We start from the raw sequence: 16,776 nt of genomic DNA, 5'->3' as shown, positions 1-16,776 counted from the left end.
ATATGAGGACATTCTTGCTGAACAATAAAGAGGACATTCTACCTTAACAGTAACACTCCTATTCCCAATATTTCTCTATTTTTGATGTTTTATAAGTAATTATTACAATAAAGCCTTCATCGGTTTCTTTCCCTACAATTCTTAAGAGTAACTCTCAGCGTTCAATTTTATTAATGTACTTACTTTGAAGAATTATCCGCCCCTTTTTAACTACAATCCGTTGTGCTGGATGTGATATTACATCTTTAACAGTATCCTCAGCTATTTGGCGTCTATGCATTTCAAATCGGGCATGCTCTGTAAAAATGATATTCATATTTTATGTCTCTGTCAATCTAATATTCTATACCTTCCCTTGACTGGATACCCTTTTGATAGTGGTGTTTGATTTCTTTCATATCAGTTACAAGGTCAGCTATCTCAATCTCTTCTTTTGGTGCATATCTGCCTGTTAATATAAGCTCTACATTTTTGGGCTTAGTTTTGATTAACTCAAGTAGCTCTGATAATGAAACAAGCCCATAATCAATAGCTACATTTATTTCGTCAAGAATTACCATATCATAATCACCGCTTTTTATAACCATTTTGGCACGCTTAAAACCTTTCTTTGCAAGCTCCTTATCTTCTTGTGAAGGTTTATTTTTATCAACAAAAGTTGGTAGTCCATATTGCTCTATTGTAAAACCTGACAAGTTTTTAGCTGCAATGAGTTCACCGTAATTAATTTTGCCTTTCATAAACTGTATCATTATAACTTTAAGCCCATGCCCGACAGCACGCAATGCTTGGCCAATAGCAGCGGTAGTCTTGCCTTTGCCATTGCCAGTATAGACTTGAACTGTCCCTATTCTCATTGAGTTAAACTGAATTCAGTCTGCATCAATGAACATTCACCTGCAAGCACTCTCTCTATGTTGCCAGACGGTAGCTCTACAAGGAGAGCACCGTCTTCGTCAATGTCTATAGCCTTGCCCTGTAATATAGAATTAGGAGTCTTGACCTCAACAAACTCGCCAAGAGTGATTGAGTAGCTTCGCCATTCGTTAAGTAAATTCTTAAGCTCACCGTTTTGCAACCTATTATATTTTTCATCTATTTTATCAAGAACTAACTTAAGCACCTCATTTTTATCAAACACCTTGCCTGTCTCTAACAAAGTAGAAGTAGCTTCAATATCTTTAGGAAACTCACTAATGTTTAAGTTAATCCCTACCCCAAGTATAACTGCATCATTTTCATACTCAGTTAAGATACCGGCTATTTTCTTTGACCCCACAAGTATATCATTAGGCCACTTTATCTTGACATTTAATCCAAGCGCCTTTAGAACATCGCAAACAGCAACCCCTGCAACCAGAGGTAATGCAAGAATATCCTTTGAGGTCGCATCTCTTGGTCTTAATATAATTGAAAACCATAACCCACCTTCAGGTGAATACCAGCTCTTCCCAAACCTGCCCTTGCCGCACTTTTGCTTATCAGCAACTACAACTGTCCATTCTCCAGTATTATTCAAAATCTTCTTAGCATACTCATTTGTAGAATCTAACTCAGTAAAATGATATATCTTACTATCTGTCATATTTTTATAATACTCTATAATCTACAATATGTCAATTTCTTAATTGACAAATGTATAAAGACGGAATAATATAAACAAACCAGTTCTGATATGAACAAATTGAACGCTATTGCTAATACGCCCAATCTAAAAAGGAGAAAGGCATGAAAAGACTTCTGTTTTTTTATTGTTTTCTTAACTATTCTGTCTCTCGGGTCGTCGCTGGTTCAAGGATTATCGCAATCTCAAATTCAAATCTTACGGGTGGGAGAATTTCACGGCAATGAGGTATCTGCAAAATCAGGTGAAGCATGGTTTGGATTGTATCTTACAGAAAATGGATATGAGTTGATCCCCTCAAAGATCACTGTGGAAGCTATTTATGATCCAATAGTTAATAATAAAAATGAGGAAACCGGAAAAAGGGTGTCTGTGGATCAGACAACGAAGCTACTTTTTCTAATGAAGGGCTTGGAGAGTCTAAAAAGTGGAGTGGTTAAGACATTATTTTCAGGGAGAGAATTCTTGTATCCAGCTCAGTCCATGACATTGAAATTTACAGAGAAAAATTACTATGATTTAACTGCATTCGGTGAAGCTATGGATAGAGGAATAGCAAGTTTGTGTTTAAAAAACTTGGTGTTACAGACAAAGATTTGCAATTTGGAGATTAAAAAACGAATAGCAGATACATCATACCCACGCTATAGCATCTATTTCAATTTTTACATCCTTTGGTAGTCTTGCAGCCTCCACTGTAGAACGGGCGGGAGGATTTTCACTAAAATATTCACTGTAGACTTCATTCATAGACTGGAAGTCAGCCATATCCTTGAGATAAACTGTAGTCTTTATTACATTATTTAGAGATGAGCCACCAGCTTCAAGGATAGCTTTCAGGTTCTCAATAACTTTACGAGTCTGGCTTTTTATATCATCCCCTACAATTTTACCAGTCTCAGGCTCAATAGGGATTTGACCAGAAGTAAAGATTAAATGTGTACCTGCCACACTAAAAGGCATAAGAGGTGGAATTGGAGGCGGTGCTGTTGTCACAGAAATGAATTTACCTATCTTCACCCCCTGACTATACGGTCCTATTGCTTCAGGCGCCTTATCTGTTTTTATAATATCTTTTTTCATACTACCTCCAGTGCCCCAAACTCCACCAATTTGTGGCGTGAAATTCAATTCTAATGTGCTTGACATCGGAATCTTTTTTGTATTGTTCTTCATCTCTCTTTGTCATTTTCCAATCATCATAGTTGACTCCCCTGCCACGACGATATTTTTCATCGTAATTTCTCAAACTTGTAAGATAAACATCGGCAAACTCCGAGGTTTCCACGTAAACTGCGATCCATGGCTCACAAGCAAAGGCTTTGCAAGCATCCAATAATTTCTGACGATCGTTCTTTTTTCTCTGATGAAAAAATATAGTAACACTATCTCGCTCTCTCCCAATATTCCTTGTCCTTGACTTGACAGTGATGCCAAGCCGTTGTTTTATCGATGGGTTGTAGGCTATAATATCAATCCCAGTGTGGTCAACAAGCGTTACTTCAAATCCTGACCGAGATAGCCAATTGCATATTAGGTTTTCACCGAAGTTACCTATTATCTTTTGGTGTCTTGAACTTTTGGTTATCTCCACAATCTTAATCTCCTTTTTTAAATATCATTGCAACCACGGTCTTATTATTGAAATTAAAGTTTTATAACTCTCTTTTTTATACTATCTCCAATATCCCGGTACCCATCTTAATAATTTTGACATAATCCCTCCATACTATTGGACTAGGATTATTTTCCTAGTTTGTTTGTAATCCCCTGCCTCCATACGCACAAAGTATATGCCACTGGCGACTTCTTTACTATCCCAGGTTGCTGTGTGGTAACCGGGGAGTATCTTGCTATTCACCAGAGTCTCCACTAGCCTACCGGTTATGTCGTAGATTTTCAGGCTAACCTGTGTAGATTTTGGTATTGTGTAGCGGATGGTGGTTTTAATAGTAAAGGGATTTGGGAAATTCTGGTATAAGGTGAATTCGTAAGGACGAGGTAACCTTGCCTCTACAACCCCACTAATATAAGTAGCTATAACAGGATTTGACCATTCACCCAAGTTTGAAAGGTTATCTCTTGCTCTCGCCCTATACATATAGTCTACATCGGATAACCCTGTAACATCATAACATGTATCGGCAATATCTGAGAATAAGGTATCGTTCATATAATTAACAAGGCTTATGTCGTCAATATACATTCCTTCTGGCATCAAAGTATCCATAGTATCAGCCCGACATACATATCTAAACCTGATAAGGATTGAATCTCCAGCAAATGAAGAAAGGTTGCAAAATTCCCAATAGTCTACAGAATTTGAATCCACATAACTCACAATTGGTAGCCAACTTGAGCCATAGTTTGTAGATATCTCCACTAAGCTTGAGTCATCGGTACCTAAATTAAAGACTCGCCAGAAAGATAGCTCAGTATACCCCGAGTCTGGTATAAACAATGGGCTGTTCAATACCATCAGGTTTCTGGTATCTGGAGTAAAATATGTATTATGCTCTGGTCTTGAGAAATATGCATAATTTTCAGTATTATAGAGAGTAGAATCAACACTAAACCCGTAAAAGCTCCAATCCTCTACTTTAGCATTAGCCACTGTATCTGAAAATATCTCAAAAATATCTTCAATCTGCCATAAGACATAACTATCAATACCATCGGCATCTTTTGCAGAGTTCCACTAAAGGTGAAATCCATTGGGAATAGTGACCCACAATAAATCTCTCGGTCTGATTGGTTCTGTCCCCAGTGTATGATAAACTTGCAGAAATGTAGCCCATCCACTCACTGCATCTGTAGCGAGCGTAGCACTATTTCTGTACAAATCCAATTTTAACTCCGCTGTCTGATTAGTATCTGGAAAATGTATAGTTAACAATTTAGCATCTGGTACACCCGCTTTATGCCATTCGTCAATCTTTGCATCACTCAACGCAGTCCTGCAATTTGTAGCCTCATTAACATAAGCATTGAGGGCAATAAGTTCGTCACAAAAGTCCCAAATATCAACAAAATGCTTTGCATTGACCATCACCTGAGCATTAGCTCTTGCTTGTACAACTTTATCCCAATCTGCACCCCATATCATTGCGTTGACAAGGGCGTGTAGCCTATCTGCAGCGGTTTGGATTTTGGCTTCATCTGTGACAGAAAAAGTAACATCTGTGAACGGAGTTATATTAAGTGTATCACGGTATTTAGCGAGTACAACCTTACCTGTTGTCTTACTGCTAAATGCAGTATCAGGACTATCTAGTTTAAGTAGAGCATCAATCATATTATGATATGGATGATAATAGGTATACATTTTCTCCTCAGATGCAGCCATCACATCAACATTATCATGTATCTCGTATGCCATCTCCAGATTCGCCAGTAGACACGCACTGTGGACTATAACATCAATACGCTCACCAGTAGCACTACTGAAATTCTTCAAAGCTTGGTTAAGTTCTTTATTAGTTAATTTGTTGCCTCCCCAATCAATGTATCCCCCTTTTCTCTTCCACGAGGCGAGCCTCTTTGACCAGCCGTTACCGTGGTCTCTCATTACAAGACAGTAGTTTGATGCCGGAAACTTATTCACAGACCACTCTAAAAATTCCTGTAATACATTTGGGTCTCCAACATCTTTTTCACCTAATTTCCACTTGTTACGGTTCAACACATACAAAGGTGGATTAGCATCGCCAGGGTTTGGGTCTTTTTGGACAATATATTTATACGTTTCGTCTCCATTGTAGTCACGTTGTGTAGTCAAGTTAATTAACCCTGACCCAAATCTTTCAAGATACCTAAATTGTTCCCTCAATGGACCAACATTATACTTTTCTTCACAAAAATAGAACATAAATGTCCACCAAGGACGCCAGAAATTTGAAATTATTCCTGTAGCCGGGCCATGCCACACAAATGCAAAACTACCAGATATCCCTGATGCTACATCAGGATGTGACCCAGTTCCAAAGGTAAATATACTCACAACAGTGTCACCCATAGGAGTATAAAACCTTGCTTTATCCTCACCGGCAACCATAAAGTTATTTGATGGGTCAGCTGCAACAGCACAAGTGGATGGTAGACCAGTATCAAATACATCTTTAACTACAGCTGCTGTAGCATCATATAATTTACCATTGGTATTAGTAGAGGTGTTCCAAGCGACAAACGTGTATTCCCATATTGGTGAAACTACTACATGAGGACTACCAATTGAACTCCCACTGGATGCCACTATCCGAATTATACCATCAACTGAGAAGTATGCATAGATTCTAAAAATACTGTTTTCCCAATCTGTATAATCCCAAACAATCGTATATTTGCCAGCCCATGAACAACTAATATCAGATTGTAAATATGATGGACTACTACTTATAATTACAGGGTCAGAGACTCCAATATTTGACCTGTTTTGTTTATATATTCTATAAACAGGGTCTCCTTGTTCCGGATAATAACTGTATGTCCAGCTTGCATAGAACTCACCTGTGGTATCTGCACACACAGCAGGCTACGTCTCGTAAATACTCCACCCATCTGTCACATCAAGTCTTCCACTCTTACACAATTCTGCTTCCCTTGTATATATGGCGTAGTGAATATCACACCGCGAATTTTCTCCAGATACAATATCTTTTCCCCATACTACTACACAGCTGTCTTCACCCCAACAAGCAACATCAGGACCTTTACCCCTCTCTGGCTCTGCTGATGTTCCATTAATGTATATACCATCTTTATCATAGACCTCAAGTTGGATGGTGTAGTCAGTAGCAGTAAACACAATAAAGGTATAGCCACTGTCGTTTACAGCAATCGCAGGCTCATAGCCATTGGCAACTACAAAATCGACCACATATTTATCAAGAGCATGACAATTGGTAGTGAGAGCTGCAAGCATTAGTAAACCAAACATAAACAGACCTTTTTTTCATTTTCCCCTCCTAGTTAAAATTAGTTAGCTATAATTTTATATGATTACTAATAATTCTTTACTTGTCAAGTTTTTTTAAGCCTAAGTAGGGATATTGCAATACGCCCCTATAAAAAGTGAAAATAATTTATATAAGAATTACTCAAATAGTTTAAATTTATTGACAATCCTTATATGATGTGATAGGTTAAGTCTTAAAATGTAAAAGTCAAATCTATAACTAAAAATTTAAAAATAATGATATGGCTATTACAGAGATAAAAGACCTAATTATAATAGGTGGAGGACCTGCTGGTCTTTCTGCCGGAATCTATGCAAGTAGGGCGAGACTTAATACATTGCTTATTGAAAAATTGGCGCCCGGTGGACTTCCTATGACTACTCATTTAATAGAGAACTACCCCGGCTTCCCTCACGGGATTTCGGGGTCTGAGCTTATGAAAGGGATGCAGGTACAAGCAACAAGATTTGGGCTTAAGTTTGTAATTGAAGAAGTAATTTCATTAGAGATAGAAAATGGGGTTAAACTTGTGAAAACAGCAACCCATAAGTATAAAGCGTATGCAGTTATTATCGCAACAGGGACACTGCCCAAAAAACTTGGTATCCTTGGTGAAGATAAATTTAGTGGAAAAGGAGTCTCTTATTGTGCTACCTGTGATGGTCCATTGTTTAAAGACAAGGCTGTAGCTGTTGTTGGATGTGGCAACTCCGGAATTCAGGAAGGCTTATTCTTACTCAAGTTTGTCTCAAATGTAACATTTATTGAATTCCTACCATACATAACTGCGGATAAGATACTACAAGAGCAAATACAAAAAGAGCAGAAAGTGAGTTTCTATCTTAACCATACATTAGTTAGTATAAATGGTGATGAATATATATCATCAGTTACTATAAAGGATAGGACAACTGGTAAGGAGAAAGTCATAGATGTGGAAGGTGTCTTTATTTATGCAGGGCTCAATCCTAACACTAAGTTCTTGCAGGGGGTAGTCAACCTGGACCCGCATGGTTATGTAATTACTGATGAGAATTTGGAGACTTCTGTTTCTGGCATTTTTGCAGCCGGTGATGTTAGAGTGAAACTGCTAAGGCAGGTAGCTACAAGTGTAGGTGACGGTGCCCTTGCCGCCTTTACAGCAGAAAAATATTTGGTAGGAGCGAGGTAACCTCGCCCTTACAAGAATTGGTAGCCTGCGTTACTAAGGAGATATAATGAAGGCATAGTTGCACCTGACAAGAAAGATTAGTATAATGTGGCCAAAGGGGGTGTACTATGTTAAATGTGGGAATAGATTACCACAAAAAGTTTAGCTACGGAACCATAATGAACGAGAAAGGTGAGATAATAAAGCAAGGAGTGTTGCAGAATAGTTTTGCGGGAGTAAGTAAGTTTATTAATGGATGCAAATGTGGCGAAGAGATTGAAGCAGTGATGGAAGCTACAAGGAATTGGGACTTTCCGAAGGATCCTGTGGAGATGTACGATTGGCTTGATGAAGTGGTAGATGAGGTAAAATTAGTTCATCCATTGAAGGTAAAAGTAATAGCGGAGGCCGATAAGAAAACGGACAAGATAGATTCTACTGTATTGGCTAATTTATTGCGTACTGGTTTTTTTACCTCTCGCATATGCACCGGGCAAATATACTCGTGATGCAAGAGCTGTTTTGAGGCAAAGGATGTTTTTTGTTCGTCTTCAGACGATGACGAAAAACAGCATTCGTCTTCTAATAGACAAGCATCCTGAAATTGAAGTTCCGATAAAAGATATTTTTAGTGAGATAGGGATAAAATGGCTTAAGAGTGTAGAGTTGCCCGGGTTTGAAGGTAAGATACTGAAAGAAGATATAAAGTTATTAGTGTGTGCATAATTCCGGAGAAGCGGGATGGCACGGATAGGAGGATGGTCTAAGGACCGAAATTGGCAGGTGTTAAATAAAACTTGCTTTGTTGAATAAATATTTTTGGCACCTTTGCTTTTCAACCTCTGATTTGGTTTTAGACAATTTTGACCTTGTCATTCTGAACGAAGTGAAGAATCTCATAAATCGGTGTCAATCAAGGTGTTGCAAGTTTTGTAAAGTGAATTATTCAACAAAGCAAATAAAAGTTGACACTATACCTTCATAGGAGGTAACATGTTGGAGCGAAGCGAAAATCTCGAGCCATTGGGAGAGGTGCAACCTCGAGCTGAAGTTGAACTGACAGATGCTAATTTTAACGATGAAGTCAAAAGTTCATCTATTCCAGTATTTGTTGACTTTTGGGCTCCTTGGTGTATACCGTGCCAGATGATGGGTAAAGTTGTAGAAGAGCTTGCTAAAGAATACGAAGGAAAGGCCAAGGTTTGTAAGTTAAATGTGGATGAAAATCCTAAAACTGCATCATTCTGCAAGATAAGGAGTATACCTACATTTATTATCTTTAAAAATGGTAACGCAGTGGAGCAACTGGTAGGTGTATTACCAAAAAGAGGAACTTAAAAAGAAGCTGGATGCTTTGATTTAACTTATACAGAGACTAATATGGATAAGGAAACAGAGGCTATTGAGCTTGTAAAGTTAATTATAAGAAAAATTTGTAGTCAAAATAAGTTTAGTAAAGAAGAGTTAGATATTTGTCTTAAAATATGGGACGATTTCACAAATCTTGCCTGTCGGCAGACAGGTAAGCGAAAAAGGGCATCAATAGCCAAGCCTGAGGCTTGGGCTGCTGCAGTCATTTATACTTTTGGGAGAGCTAATTTTAAGAACAAACTGACTGCTGACACAATAAGGAAAACATTAGCTGTCACTCGCAAGAGTATATATAACAAATTTAGTGAAATAAAGGATGTGTTGAAAATGAAATTTTTTGATACCCGTTATTGCACAAAAGAAGTGTTGGAGCAGAATCCACTCAAAGAGCTTGTGGTAACCGAAGATGGCTTTATTCTGCCAAAAGAGGTAACAGTCAAAGAAGAGCTAACTGATGAAGAAGTATTATCTATTTTCAAAGAAGCTGATAAACAAGCAAAGAGTAGTAATTATGGTAAAGCTGTTATAGCTTATAGGAAGGTTTTACAAGCTCCTAACCAAGATATTAAAATAATTGAACTTGCACACTCAGGTATAGGTGAAGCTTACTTAAATCTTTACAAGTTTGACTTAGCAGAAAAGCATTTGAAAGAAGCAATTAAGATGAATCAAACAGAACCTTCTTATCATTATTTGTTGGGTTGTAATTATTCTAATTGGGGCAAGTCAGCTAAAGGTATTAAGGAACTAAGACTAGCACTGGCACTTAATCCAAATCATCCACCAATATTACAAGCCCTTGGCTGGACTTTACACTTTAGTGGTAAAAGGGAAGAGGGGGTAAGACTGTTGAAAAAAGCATTAGAACTTGACCCTAAAAATCCATTAATTTTGTGTGATTTAGGTGTAGCCTATGCAAGTGAATATAAATTTGGTGAAGCAATAGTTTGCTTAGAGGAGGCTGTAAAAATTGCACCTGATGACTCGTATGTTACAGATACTTATAATCATGTAAAGTTTTTTGAGCAAACATTTAAACAGTTAAGTAAAAGGAACATATTGCAAAAGTCTAATTTAACCAAAGATAAACAACTAAAACTATGGAACCATTAAAAATGCTCGTAGAGTCCTGCAGAGTAGACAAGTTTTCTTTGGTAGGTATTTTTATTGTCACTGTGTATGTCCAGTTGGTTTTCTTCAAGACTTGACTGGGAGAATCAATCTCCATAAAAAGAGGAAGGTGGGCTTGGTCTTTTTGTTTATTTTGTTGATTGTCATTGGATTGATTGGTTGGATAGCTCGCCCTTCACCATATAATGGGTGCAGGCGCATGGCTCGGTTTTCTATTAATAATCATTTCAATAATTAGGCTTCTCTATCTTACAAAAGAAAGTGTGTTTGACAAATTTAAGTACATTGTTCTCATTGGATGGGCATTTTTAGCTATTACGCATTATAAAGTCCCAGGTCCTTGGTGTGTTGTAGGGCAAGCTAATTTAAAGTATTCGGCAAGCATATCATTTTTGAGTCTTTTATTGGTTTCAATTGTTTCTCCTCGTGCTTGATGTCAACACATTTGTCCTGATGGCGCTCTCCTACAGCTACTAAACAAGAAGTTAGCCCCAAAATCAAGTGAAATGCAGGCAAAATAAAATGTTGATATTGATTTTCATCTTCAGCCAATGGGTTAAAGAGCCGGGTATAAGAATAGAAGATGGCAGTGTGCCTTATGTTATTTCTGTTGGTGATACTGCCTTCCGTCTCTACTATTGTAACCCACAAGGGATTCTGAGTGCATTTTCAAATAATGGTCTAAATTTTGTGCCTGAGCCCGGTATCAGGATTGTACCCGGCGATTCAATGGAGCGGATGGTAGCCGACCCGACATTGGTAAAAATTGAAAATGGCTATCGTATGTATTATAAAGGTGCGACAGGACCTGGTGGACCTGGTCAGGCAAGGCATAGAATCTTTAGTGCTATCTCGTCAGATGGCTTGAATTGGACCAAAGAGGGATTACGATATGAGAACCTTAATTATCCGGATTATGGTTGGACATCAGTGCCTGATGCAATAATATTACCTGATAGAAGAATTAGAATCTATTGTACCTCAGCAACAGGTGGAATCAGGAGCATAATCTCTTCTGATGGGCTTGATTTTATACCAGAAGATGGGATTAGATTACCTGACTGTGTTGACCCAAATGTAATCTATTTGCCAGATAGTTCTTATCCTATGTTCTTTGCAACCCGTGTCGGGCAGCCTCAGCATATCGGATACGCAGAGTCTTAGGATGGCTTAAACTGGGTAATTATTGATACAATCATAAGCCCAACCGACCCTTATGACTCGTTGGGCTGCGCTGACCCAAGCGCAATTATTCTGAGCAATGACCGAACCCGAGTCTATTACGGTGGATTAGGAAGCACAAGGGTTGTAACCTTAAGTGCAATTTCTGGTTTAGGAGTGGGTGAACTAAAGAATAACAGCAATTCAATATTTAAAATATATCCTAATCCAACAAAAACAGAGACCAGAATTTGGATATCAGATATTGCTCTAAAAGAGGTGAGATTAAAAATCTTTGATGTATCCGGTAAACTGGTTCGTAATTTTCCAAATTACCAATTCACTAATCACCCAATTACTCAAATCACATGGGATGGTAAGGATAATTTAGGGAAAGGAGTTGAAAGCGGTGTCTATTTTTGTCAGATTGTAGCTGCTCATTTTTCAGAAACAAAAAAAATTAATCCTAATTTGACGATAATGACATTAATGGGGATGTGTTCTTTTCGTCTTAACAAATCTCTGTTTCTGGGCTACTTCGGGTATCCCACAGTTATTATGTAGATTGGGTCCTCATCTTTGGGCAGGTTTAGCACTTTCTTTACCTCTTCATCATAAAAGGCACCGACAGGAACTGAGCCCAGTCCGAGAGCCACTGCCTGTAAGTGAATGTTCTCTGCTACATGACCTGCCTCCATATGGACATACCTTATCCCCCTATCCCCATATCTCTGTGTAGTCCGCTTGTAAACACAAGAGATGACAAAGTTACAGCCTGCCTCTGCAATAAAGGACTGCCATAGTGCAGCTTGAGCAAGCTTCTTTCTTAAGTCTTTATCACTCTCTTTTATCAGTTTATGACCTTCAGGAATGTAATGGAATACGCCATCTTTAGTGACAGCCCTTACTTCAATTGGATAAGTAGCACCTGCTGACGGTGCAGCTCTTAACCCAGTCAGGTCAGTTATCCCCTGAGATGCCCAAAATAGTTGAGATAGTTGTTCAAGGCTAATTGGCTTATCTAAGTATGCCCTTATTGACCTGCGTTTTGCAATACACTCCTCAACTGATACTTTACCCTTTAGGACTGGTGCTGGCAGTTTTATTTCCATAGTTTCACCCCCTTTTAATAAAAGAAGAAATATAAAGATACACATATTACCTCCTGGTATAATGTTCAGTAATTCATTATACCTTATAGGATGTCTATATCGCCTATTAATCATTTTACTGTGGTTATGTTAGAAATGCAAACTTTTTTGCAAAAAATCTTGACTTTGGTGATAAGATTAAATACAATTTTAACTAGGAGGTAATATGCGGGTGATAATTTTTTTATTATCTACATTATTTATTTTTGCTGGCTGTACAAAGAAGGGGTCAATATCTGGTAAGGTTACAAATGGGGGAGTCGGTCAGAAAAATGCAATTGTGCTTGCTATTATTTCGGATTCGCTTACAAATGGACAAAACATAGATTATAATAAACTCAAGGGGACTCTTATTACAAGCAACGACGGTAGCTATAAGATACAACTTGTAGATGAAGGTGAGTATGTTGTGACCGCTATCAATGATAAGAATAGTAATTTTATATTTGAGAATTCAGTGGACGAATTTGGCTATTATGGACATAGAGATACCTTGACTGGTTTAACAATACCTGATAAGGTGAGTTTGACTCAAGGAGAGAATAAGACAGGGGTTGACATAGATACACTGTATACCATAAAGTGACCAGTTCCCACTACAAGTTGATAATGTATTTACTAATATGTGAGATTTTGCTATTAGGGTGCTCAAGTAACCCAAAGGAGGAAAATATCAGAGAGCCAGAGGTTAGACCTCCAGCAGTTGCAGGGGCTTGGTATCCTGCAAATAAGCAAGAGTTACAACTTATGGTTCAAGGGTTTCTTGATAAAGTAAAAGTTGATAAAGTTGATGGTGATATTTACGGCTTTATGGTCCCACATGCAGGCTATGTCTATTCAGGCCAAACGGCAGCTTACGCTTTTAAGCAAATTTTAGGTCGCCGATACAACACTGTTATTTTGATTGGGCCACCGCATCGTGCATACATTAGAGGTGTCTCAATCTATGCTGAAGGCTATTTTAAGACGCCATTAGGGCTTGTTGAAGTAGATGCTGACCTTTCCAATAAAATAATAAAAGAAAGTAAGCACTTTTCTTTTACAAAAGCAACTCATATTGAAGAGCATTCGTTAGAGGCAGAGTTGCCATTCTTGCAGATGGTTCTTAAGGATTTCAAAATAGTGCCTGTATTAATTGGACAAGTTGGGATAGATGTATGTGAAGAGCTTTCAAAAGCAATACTTAAATATATCAAAGGTAGAAAAGATGTGTTAATTGTTGCAAGTTCAGATATGTCACACTATCCAAGATACGAAGATGCTTGTGTAGTTGATAATGCTACACTTGAATCAATTAAATCTTTTAACCCGTATGAAGTAATTAAAGTCAGTGAGCAACAGTTAAATAAGGGAGTAGCCGAATTACATTGTACACTGTGTGGTGAGCTTGCTGTTATTACAACAATGATGGTCGCTAAAGGACTTGGTGCAAATGAAGTTAAGGTCTTGAACTATGCAAACTCTGGCGACTTACCTATAGGTGATAAAAATAGAGTCGTCGGCTATGGGGCTGTTGCCTTTTATAAAAAGGAGGTGCGACCTCAGATGGAAAAGACAGAGTTTAAGCTACTTGATGAGGATGCACAAAAGGAGCTATTGAGGATAGCAAGAACAGCTATTGAGAGTTATGTAAAGACCGGTAAAATTACAGAATTTAAGCCAAAATATCCAGTCCTTAATGAGTGTCGCGGTGTATTTGTCACATTAACTGAAAATGGACAGCTCCGCGGCTGTATAGGACATCATGACGCTGATGTGCCACTTTCCAAATTAGTGCCTGAGATGGCAATCTCTGCCGCCTGTAAGGACTACAGGTTTGCACCTGTATCTGAGACTGAGCTTAAAGATATTAAAATAAAGATATCGGTTTACCTGTGCAAAGTCTATGAAATAAAGGATATATCCGAGTATGAACCTGGAGTTCATGGTATCATTATGATAAAAGGTAATACTGGGGCAACATTCTTACCTGAAGTCCCAGTTGAGGAAAACTGGACAAGAGAACAGACTTTAGCTCACTTATGTCAGAAGGCAGGTCTACCACCAGATGCCTGGAAACAAGGGGCTAAATTTTATCTCTATAAGACTCAAGTATTTAGTGAGTGAGATAAAAATAAGAGAAAACTTACGAAAGAACACTGAATTGAGTATATATTTTGTAAAATGGGCTCAAGGATTATCACTTTGCCACCTGATTTGGTCTCAAAGATAGCTGCTGGTGAGGTAATAGAGCGGCCTGCTAGCTGTGTCAAGGAATTGATTGAAAATTCTATAGATGCAGGTGCACATAAAATCACTTGTGAAGTTAAAGGGTCAGGTGTCCCTTGGATTACAGTGATAGATGATGGTGAAGGTATGACTTCTGAAGAAGTTGAGCTTTCAGTAAAGCCTCATACAACAAGCAAGCTAAAAGGCGAGTCTGACTTATGGGAGATTAAGAACTTTGGCTTCAGGGGCGAGGCACTGCCATCAATGTGTAGAGTAGCAGAAGTAGAGATTAGTTCAAGGTCAAAAACAGAGTCAACCGGATACTACATAGAGGTGAAGGGTGGTAAACTTATTGAGAAAAGGGAGACTGCAAGAGACTTTGGGACTACAGTTAAAGTGAGCAACTTGTTTTACAATGTCCCTGTACGCAGAAAATTCTTAAAATCAGTAGCTACTGAGTTACGGTATATCACACTTGTTATACAACGACTCTCAATTGCCTATCCAGATATTTCTTTTACATTAGTACATGATGAACATGAAATTTTGAGCCTCCAAAGTCAACCAATAGCTCAAAGAATAACAGCAATCTTTGGTAAAGATTTTATGGATACACTTGCACCTGTAGACTATAAAGATTCAGAAATTAGAGTGTGGGGCTATGCATCCAAGCCGTATGCACTGTCAACTACAGCTAATCAATTAATATTTGTGAATAATCGGCCTTGTAAGGATAAGATAGTAAGAAAAGCAGTATTAGATGCTTACGGTACTCCTTTTAAGGATAAGTTGCCATCATTTATTATCTTTATTGAGACTCAACCTAATTCTGTAGATGTCAATGTTCATCCAAGGAAAGAGGAGGTTAGGTTTAGTGATGAAAGTCTTATATATAGCGCAGTGCTTAAAGGAACAAGGGAAGGGTTAAGTATAAAAGGACCTTTTATTCGTGCACCAATAAAAAGAGAAGGTGAACTTGAGCTTGATGGCTACAAGTTCTGGCAACTCCACAACTCGTATATATTTACACAGACAAAAGATGGTGTCCTAATGATTGACCAGCACGCCGCACATGAGAGGGTTATGTACGAACGGATAACAAGGGAACAGATTATGGTACAAAAGTTGCTTTTCCCTGTAATTATAGAACTTAGTGGAATTGAGCAAAAATTCTTTTACGAGTTCAAAGATTGCTTTAAACAGTTAGGATTTGAGATGGACGAGTTTGGTGAGCAAACAATAAGGATAAGTGCAATCCCATCAGTTTTAAAGGAGTTCACCTCAAATGAGTTTAAGTCTATGCTACTTGAGCTTCAAGAGTACGAGAGTGTAAAAGATGACAAATTCATGGCAACTGCTAAATTAGTTGCCTGTAAGTCTGCAATAAAATCGGGTACGCCTTTAACATATGAGGAGATGGAGTCATTAGTAAAACAACTGCTTACAGCCAACAACCCATACTTTTGCCCACATGGCCGTCCTACTATGATAAGGATGACAAATGAAGAACTAAGCCGTAAGTTTGGTAAATGAAGCTGAAGATGCCCAAGAAAAGAATAGAAAATGAACCTGTTCACATTAATCTCAGGTGCTTTAGACCCAAAAATAAAGGAAACTCTTGACCAAATAGGCGCAGAGATTTTAGAGCAAGAGAAAGAATGATGGGTACCGACTTAGGAAAATTTACTACTGGATATGGCTTACGATATAATTTGTTTCTTCAACAAACAAGAGTGCTTTATAATGGGGAAGCCCTTGGATTATTATTTGAGGCTCAGAGTGCGGAGGGGAAAGATAAACGCCTGTTATTTGAAATACCGTTCGACCTTGTTATCACAGCAAATTTAGGTAATATTACAATAGTTCATCTCAATGCTGAATTCATAGAAAAGTGCAAATGTAAGTTTAAGGAATTATTATTCTATGAAATACTTGAAGAAAAACATACCATTGTATTAGGTAAAGAAAAACTTGCTTTGTTGAATAATTAAGTTTACACTTCCTATTTCTGCTAAATCCCACAGA

General features: G+C 38.0%; 22 protein-coding genes. 13 read left to right on the top strand and 9 right to left on the bottom strand.

The window, feature by feature from the left end:
* Positions 1-154 precede the first annotated feature (154 nt).
* From QMD71_09075 to QMD71_09065, 3 genes are read right to left on the bottom strand one after another with little or no spacing between them, the layout of a single operon-like run.
* Positions 155-316 (bottom strand): DUF4258 domain-containing protein, encoded by a 162-nt coding sequence (locus QMD71_09075; GenBank protein MDI6840980.1) that lies wholly within the window; start codon positions 314-316, stop codon positions 155-157.
* Positions 317-335: 19 nt separating this feature from the next.
* Positions 336-857 (bottom strand): cob(I)yrinic acid a,c-diamide adenosyltransferase, encoded by a 522-nt coding sequence (cobO, locus tag QMD71_09070; protein ID MDI6840979.1) that lies wholly within the window; start codon positions 855-857, stop codon positions 336-338.
* On the bottom strand, positions 854-1,585 hold the full coding sequence (locus QMD71_09065; GenBank protein MDI6840978.1) for a biotin--[acetyl-CoA-carboxylase] ligase: 732 nt from the start codon (positions 1,583-1,585) through the stop codon (positions 854-856). Before QMD71_09065 ends, cobO begins: the two co-directional genes overlap by 4 nt.
* A 243-nt stretch (positions 1,586-1,828) precedes the next feature.
* Between QMD71_09065 and QMD71_09060 the strand changes: the two genes are divergently transcribed.
* Entirely contained in the window at positions 1,829-2,305 is a 477-nt protein-coding gene (locus tag QMD71_09060) for a hypothetical protein (GenBank protein ID MDI6840977.1), read from the top strand.
* On the opposite strand, the gene QMD71_09055 is transcribed toward QMD71_09060, so the two are convergent.
* The 5 genes from QMD71_09055 to QMD71_09035 all read right to left on the bottom strand — a co-directional run bounded on the left by QMD71_09055 (position 2,258) and on the right by QMD71_09035 (position 6,560).
* Positions 2,258-2,707, bottom strand: a complete 450-nt coding sequence (locus tag QMD71_09055) for a RidA family protein (GenBank protein ID MDI6840976.1) — start codon at positions 2,705-2,707, stop codon at positions 2,258-2,260. The genes QMD71_09060 and QMD71_09055 overlap by 48 nt on opposite strands.
* 1 nt (position 2,708) lies before the next feature.
* Positions 2,709-3,218, bottom strand: coding sequence for a hypothetical protein (locus QMD71_09050; GenBank protein ID MDI6840975.1), 510 nt, complete (start codon positions 3,216-3,218; stop codon positions 2,709-2,711).
* Positions 3,219-3,353: 135 nt separating this feature from the next.
* The gene (locus QMD71_09045) at positions 3,354-4,238 is read right to left on the bottom strand and encodes a T9SS type A sorting domain-containing protein (protein ID MDI6840974.1); all 885 of its coding nucleotides are present in this window, start codon (positions 4,236-4,238) and stop codon (positions 3,354-3,356) included.
* An 84-nt stretch (positions 4,239-4,322) separates the two neighbouring features.
* On the bottom strand, positions 4,323-6,149 hold the full coding sequence (locus QMD71_09040) for a clostripain-related cysteine peptidase (GenBank protein ID MDI6840973.1): 1,827 nt from the start codon (positions 6,147-6,149) through the stop codon (positions 4,323-4,325).
* Between the two features lie 6 nt (positions 6,150-6,155).
* Complete coding sequence (locus tag QMD71_09035; GenBank protein MDI6840972.1) at positions 6,156-6,560, bottom strand: hypothetical protein; 405 nt, start codon at positions 6,558-6,560, stop codon at positions 6,156-6,158.
* A gap of 260 nt (positions 6,561-6,820) precedes the next feature.
* On the opposite strand from QMD71_09035, the gene trxB reads away from it, so the two are divergent.
* From trxB to QMD71_08995, 8 genes are all read left to right on the top strand, one after another.
* A complete protein-coding gene (trxB, locus tag QMD71_09030; protein ID MDI6840971.1) occupies positions 6,821-7,750 on the top strand; it encodes a thioredoxin-disulfide reductase in 930 nt (309 codons plus the stop codon).
* A 107-nt stretch (positions 7,751-7,857) separates the two neighbouring features.
* Positions 7,858-8,238, top strand: coding sequence for a transposase (locus QMD71_09025; protein MDI6840970.1), 381 nt, complete (start codon positions 7,858-7,860; stop codon positions 8,236-8,238).
* A gap of 49 nt (positions 8,239-8,287) precedes the next feature.
* Positions 8,288-8,455 (top strand): hypothetical protein, encoded by a 168-nt coding sequence (locus QMD71_09020; protein ID MDI6840969.1) that lies wholly within the window; start codon positions 8,288-8,290, stop codon positions 8,453-8,455.
* Positions 8,456-8,722: 267 nt separating this feature from the next.
* Entirely contained in the window at positions 8,723-9,067 is a 345-nt protein-coding gene (gene trxA, locus QMD71_09015; protein MDI6840968.1) for a thioredoxin, read from the top strand.
* Positions 9,068-9,109: 42 nt separating this feature from the next.
* Positions 9,110-10,213 carry a DUF6398 domain-containing protein gene (locus tag QMD71_09010; GenBank protein ID MDI6840967.1) on the top strand — a complete coding sequence of 368 codons (1,104 nt, stop codon included), beginning with the start codon at positions 9,110-9,112 and terminating at the stop codon, positions 10,211-10,213.
* Between the two features lie 203 nt (positions 10,214-10,416).
* Positions 10,417-10,665, top strand: coding sequence for a hypothetical protein (locus tag QMD71_09005; protein MDI6840966.1), 249 nt, complete (start codon positions 10,417-10,419; stop codon positions 10,663-10,665).
* An 88-nt stretch (positions 10,666-10,753) separates the two neighbouring features.
* A complete protein-coding gene (locus QMD71_09000; GenBank protein MDI6840965.1) occupies positions 10,754-11,395 on the top strand; it encodes a hypothetical protein in 642 nt (213 codons plus the stop codon).
* A gap of 60 nt (positions 11,396-11,455) precedes the next feature.
* Complete coding sequence (locus tag QMD71_08995) at positions 11,456-11,956, top strand: T9SS type A sorting domain-containing protein (GenBank protein MDI6840964.1); 501 nt, start codon at positions 11,456-11,458, stop codon at positions 11,954-11,956.
* On the opposite strand, the gene QMD71_08990 is transcribed toward QMD71_08995, so the two are convergent.
* Positions 11,926-12,549 carry a SagB/ThcOx family dehydrogenase gene (locus QMD71_08990; protein ID MDI6840963.1) on the bottom strand — a complete coding sequence of 208 codons (624 nt, stop codon included), beginning with the start codon at positions 12,547-12,549 and terminating at the stop codon, positions 11,926-11,928. The genes QMD71_08995 and QMD71_08990 overlap by 31 nt on opposite strands.
* Before the next feature lie 160 nt (positions 12,550-12,709).
* On the opposite strand from QMD71_08990, the gene QMD71_08985 reads away from it, so the two are divergent.
* The 4 genes from QMD71_08985 (at position 12,710) to QMD71_08970 (ending at position 16,742) form a co-directional block, all read left to right on the top strand.
* The gene (locus QMD71_08985; GenBank protein ID MDI6840962.1) at positions 12,710-13,129 is read left to right on the top strand and encodes a hypothetical protein; all 420 of its coding nucleotides are present in this window, start codon (positions 12,710-12,712) and stop codon (positions 13,127-13,129) included.
* Positions 13,130-13,152: 23 nt separating this feature from the next.
* Positions 13,153-14,649, top strand: coding sequence for an AmmeMemoRadiSam system protein B (gene amrB, locus QMD71_08980; GenBank protein ID MDI6840961.1), 1,497 nt, complete (start codon positions 13,153-13,155; stop codon positions 14,647-14,649).
* Between the two features lie 57 nt (positions 14,650-14,706).
* Complete coding sequence (gene mutL, locus QMD71_08975) at positions 14,707-16,284, top strand: DNA mismatch repair endonuclease MutL (GenBank protein MDI6840960.1); 1,578 nt, start codon at positions 14,707-14,709, stop codon at positions 16,282-16,284.
* 125 nt (positions 16,285-16,409) lie between these two features.
* Positions 16,410-16,742, top strand: coding sequence for a hypothetical protein (locus tag QMD71_08970; GenBank protein ID MDI6840959.1), 333 nt, complete (start codon positions 16,410-16,412; stop codon positions 16,740-16,742).
* Positions 16,743-16,776: the final 34 nt, after the last annotated feature.

It is taken from the genome of bacterium (genome assembly GCA_030018315.1).
In the GTDB taxonomy this organism is placed as follows: domain Bacteria; phylum Hydrothermota; class UBA3073; order JACQXS01; family JAGMCI01; genus JASEGA01.
The sequence above is the reverse complement of the archived record's forward strand: the minus strand, read 5'-3'. Positions and strand labels throughout refer to the sequence as shown.

Bases quoted from the DNA above. Each gene is read 5' to 3' on its own strand.
- QMD71_09020 (MDI6840969.1), top strand. From the start codon at position 8,288: ATGACGAAAAACAGCATTCGTCTTCTAATAGACAAGCATCCTGAAATT.
- QMD71_09010 (MDI6840967.1), top strand. From the start codon at position 9,110: ATGGATAAGGAAACAGAGGCTATTGAGCTTGTAAAGTTAATTATAAGA.
- QMD71_09075 (MDI6840980.1), bottom strand. From the start codon at position 316: ATGAATATCATTTTTACAGAGCATGCCCGATTTGAAATGCATAGACGC.
- QMD71_09005 (MDI6840966.1), top strand. From the start codon at position 10,417: ATGGGTGCAGGCGCATGGCTCGGTTTTCTATTAATAATCATTTCAATA.
- QMD71_08985 (MDI6840962.1), top strand. From the start codon at position 12,710: ATGCGGGTGATAATTTTTTTATTATCTACATTATTTATTTTTGCTGGC.
- QMD71_08970 (MDI6840959.1), top strand. From the start codon at position 16,410: ATGATGGGTACCGACTTAGGAAAATTTACTACTGGATATGGCTTACGA.
- QMD71_08990 (MDI6840963.1), bottom strand. From the start codon at position 12,549: ATGTGTATCTTTATATTTCTTCTTTTATTAAAAGGGGGTGAAACTATG.
- trxA (MDI6840968.1), top strand. From the start codon at position 8,723: ATGTTGGAGCGAAGCGAAAATCTCGAGCCATTGGGAGAGGTGCAACCT.
- trxB (MDI6840971.1), top strand. From the start codon at position 6,821: ATGGCTATTACAGAGATAAAAGACCTAATTATAATAGGTGGAGGACCT.
- cobO (MDI6840979.1), bottom strand. From the start codon at position 857: ATGAGAATAGGGACAGTTCAAGTCTATACTGGCAATGGCAAAGGCAAG.
- QMD71_09035 (MDI6840972.1), bottom strand. From the start codon at position 6,560: ATGTTTGGTTTACTAATGCTTGCAGCTCTCACTACCAATTGTCATGCT.
- QMD71_09055 (MDI6840976.1), bottom strand. From the start codon at position 2,707: ATGAAAAAAGATATTATAAAAACAGATAAGGCGCCTGAAGCAATAGGA.
- QMD71_09065 (MDI6840978.1), bottom strand. From the start codon at position 1,585: ATGACAGATAGTAAGATATATCATTTTACTGAGTTAGATTCTACAAAT.
- QMD71_09000 (MDI6840965.1), top strand. From the start codon at position 10,754: ATGTTGATATTGATTTTCATCTTCAGCCAATGGGTTAAAGAGCCGGGT.
- QMD71_09025 (MDI6840970.1), top strand. From the start codon at position 7,858: ATGTTAAATGTGGGAATAGATTACCACAAAAAGTTTAGCTACGGAACC.
- amrB (MDI6840961.1), top strand. From the start codon at position 13,153: ATGTATTTACTAATATGTGAGATTTTGCTATTAGGGTGCTCAAGTAAC.
- mutL (MDI6840960.1), top strand. From the start codon at position 14,707: ATGGGCTCAAGGATTATCACTTTGCCACCTGATTTGGTCTCAAAGATA.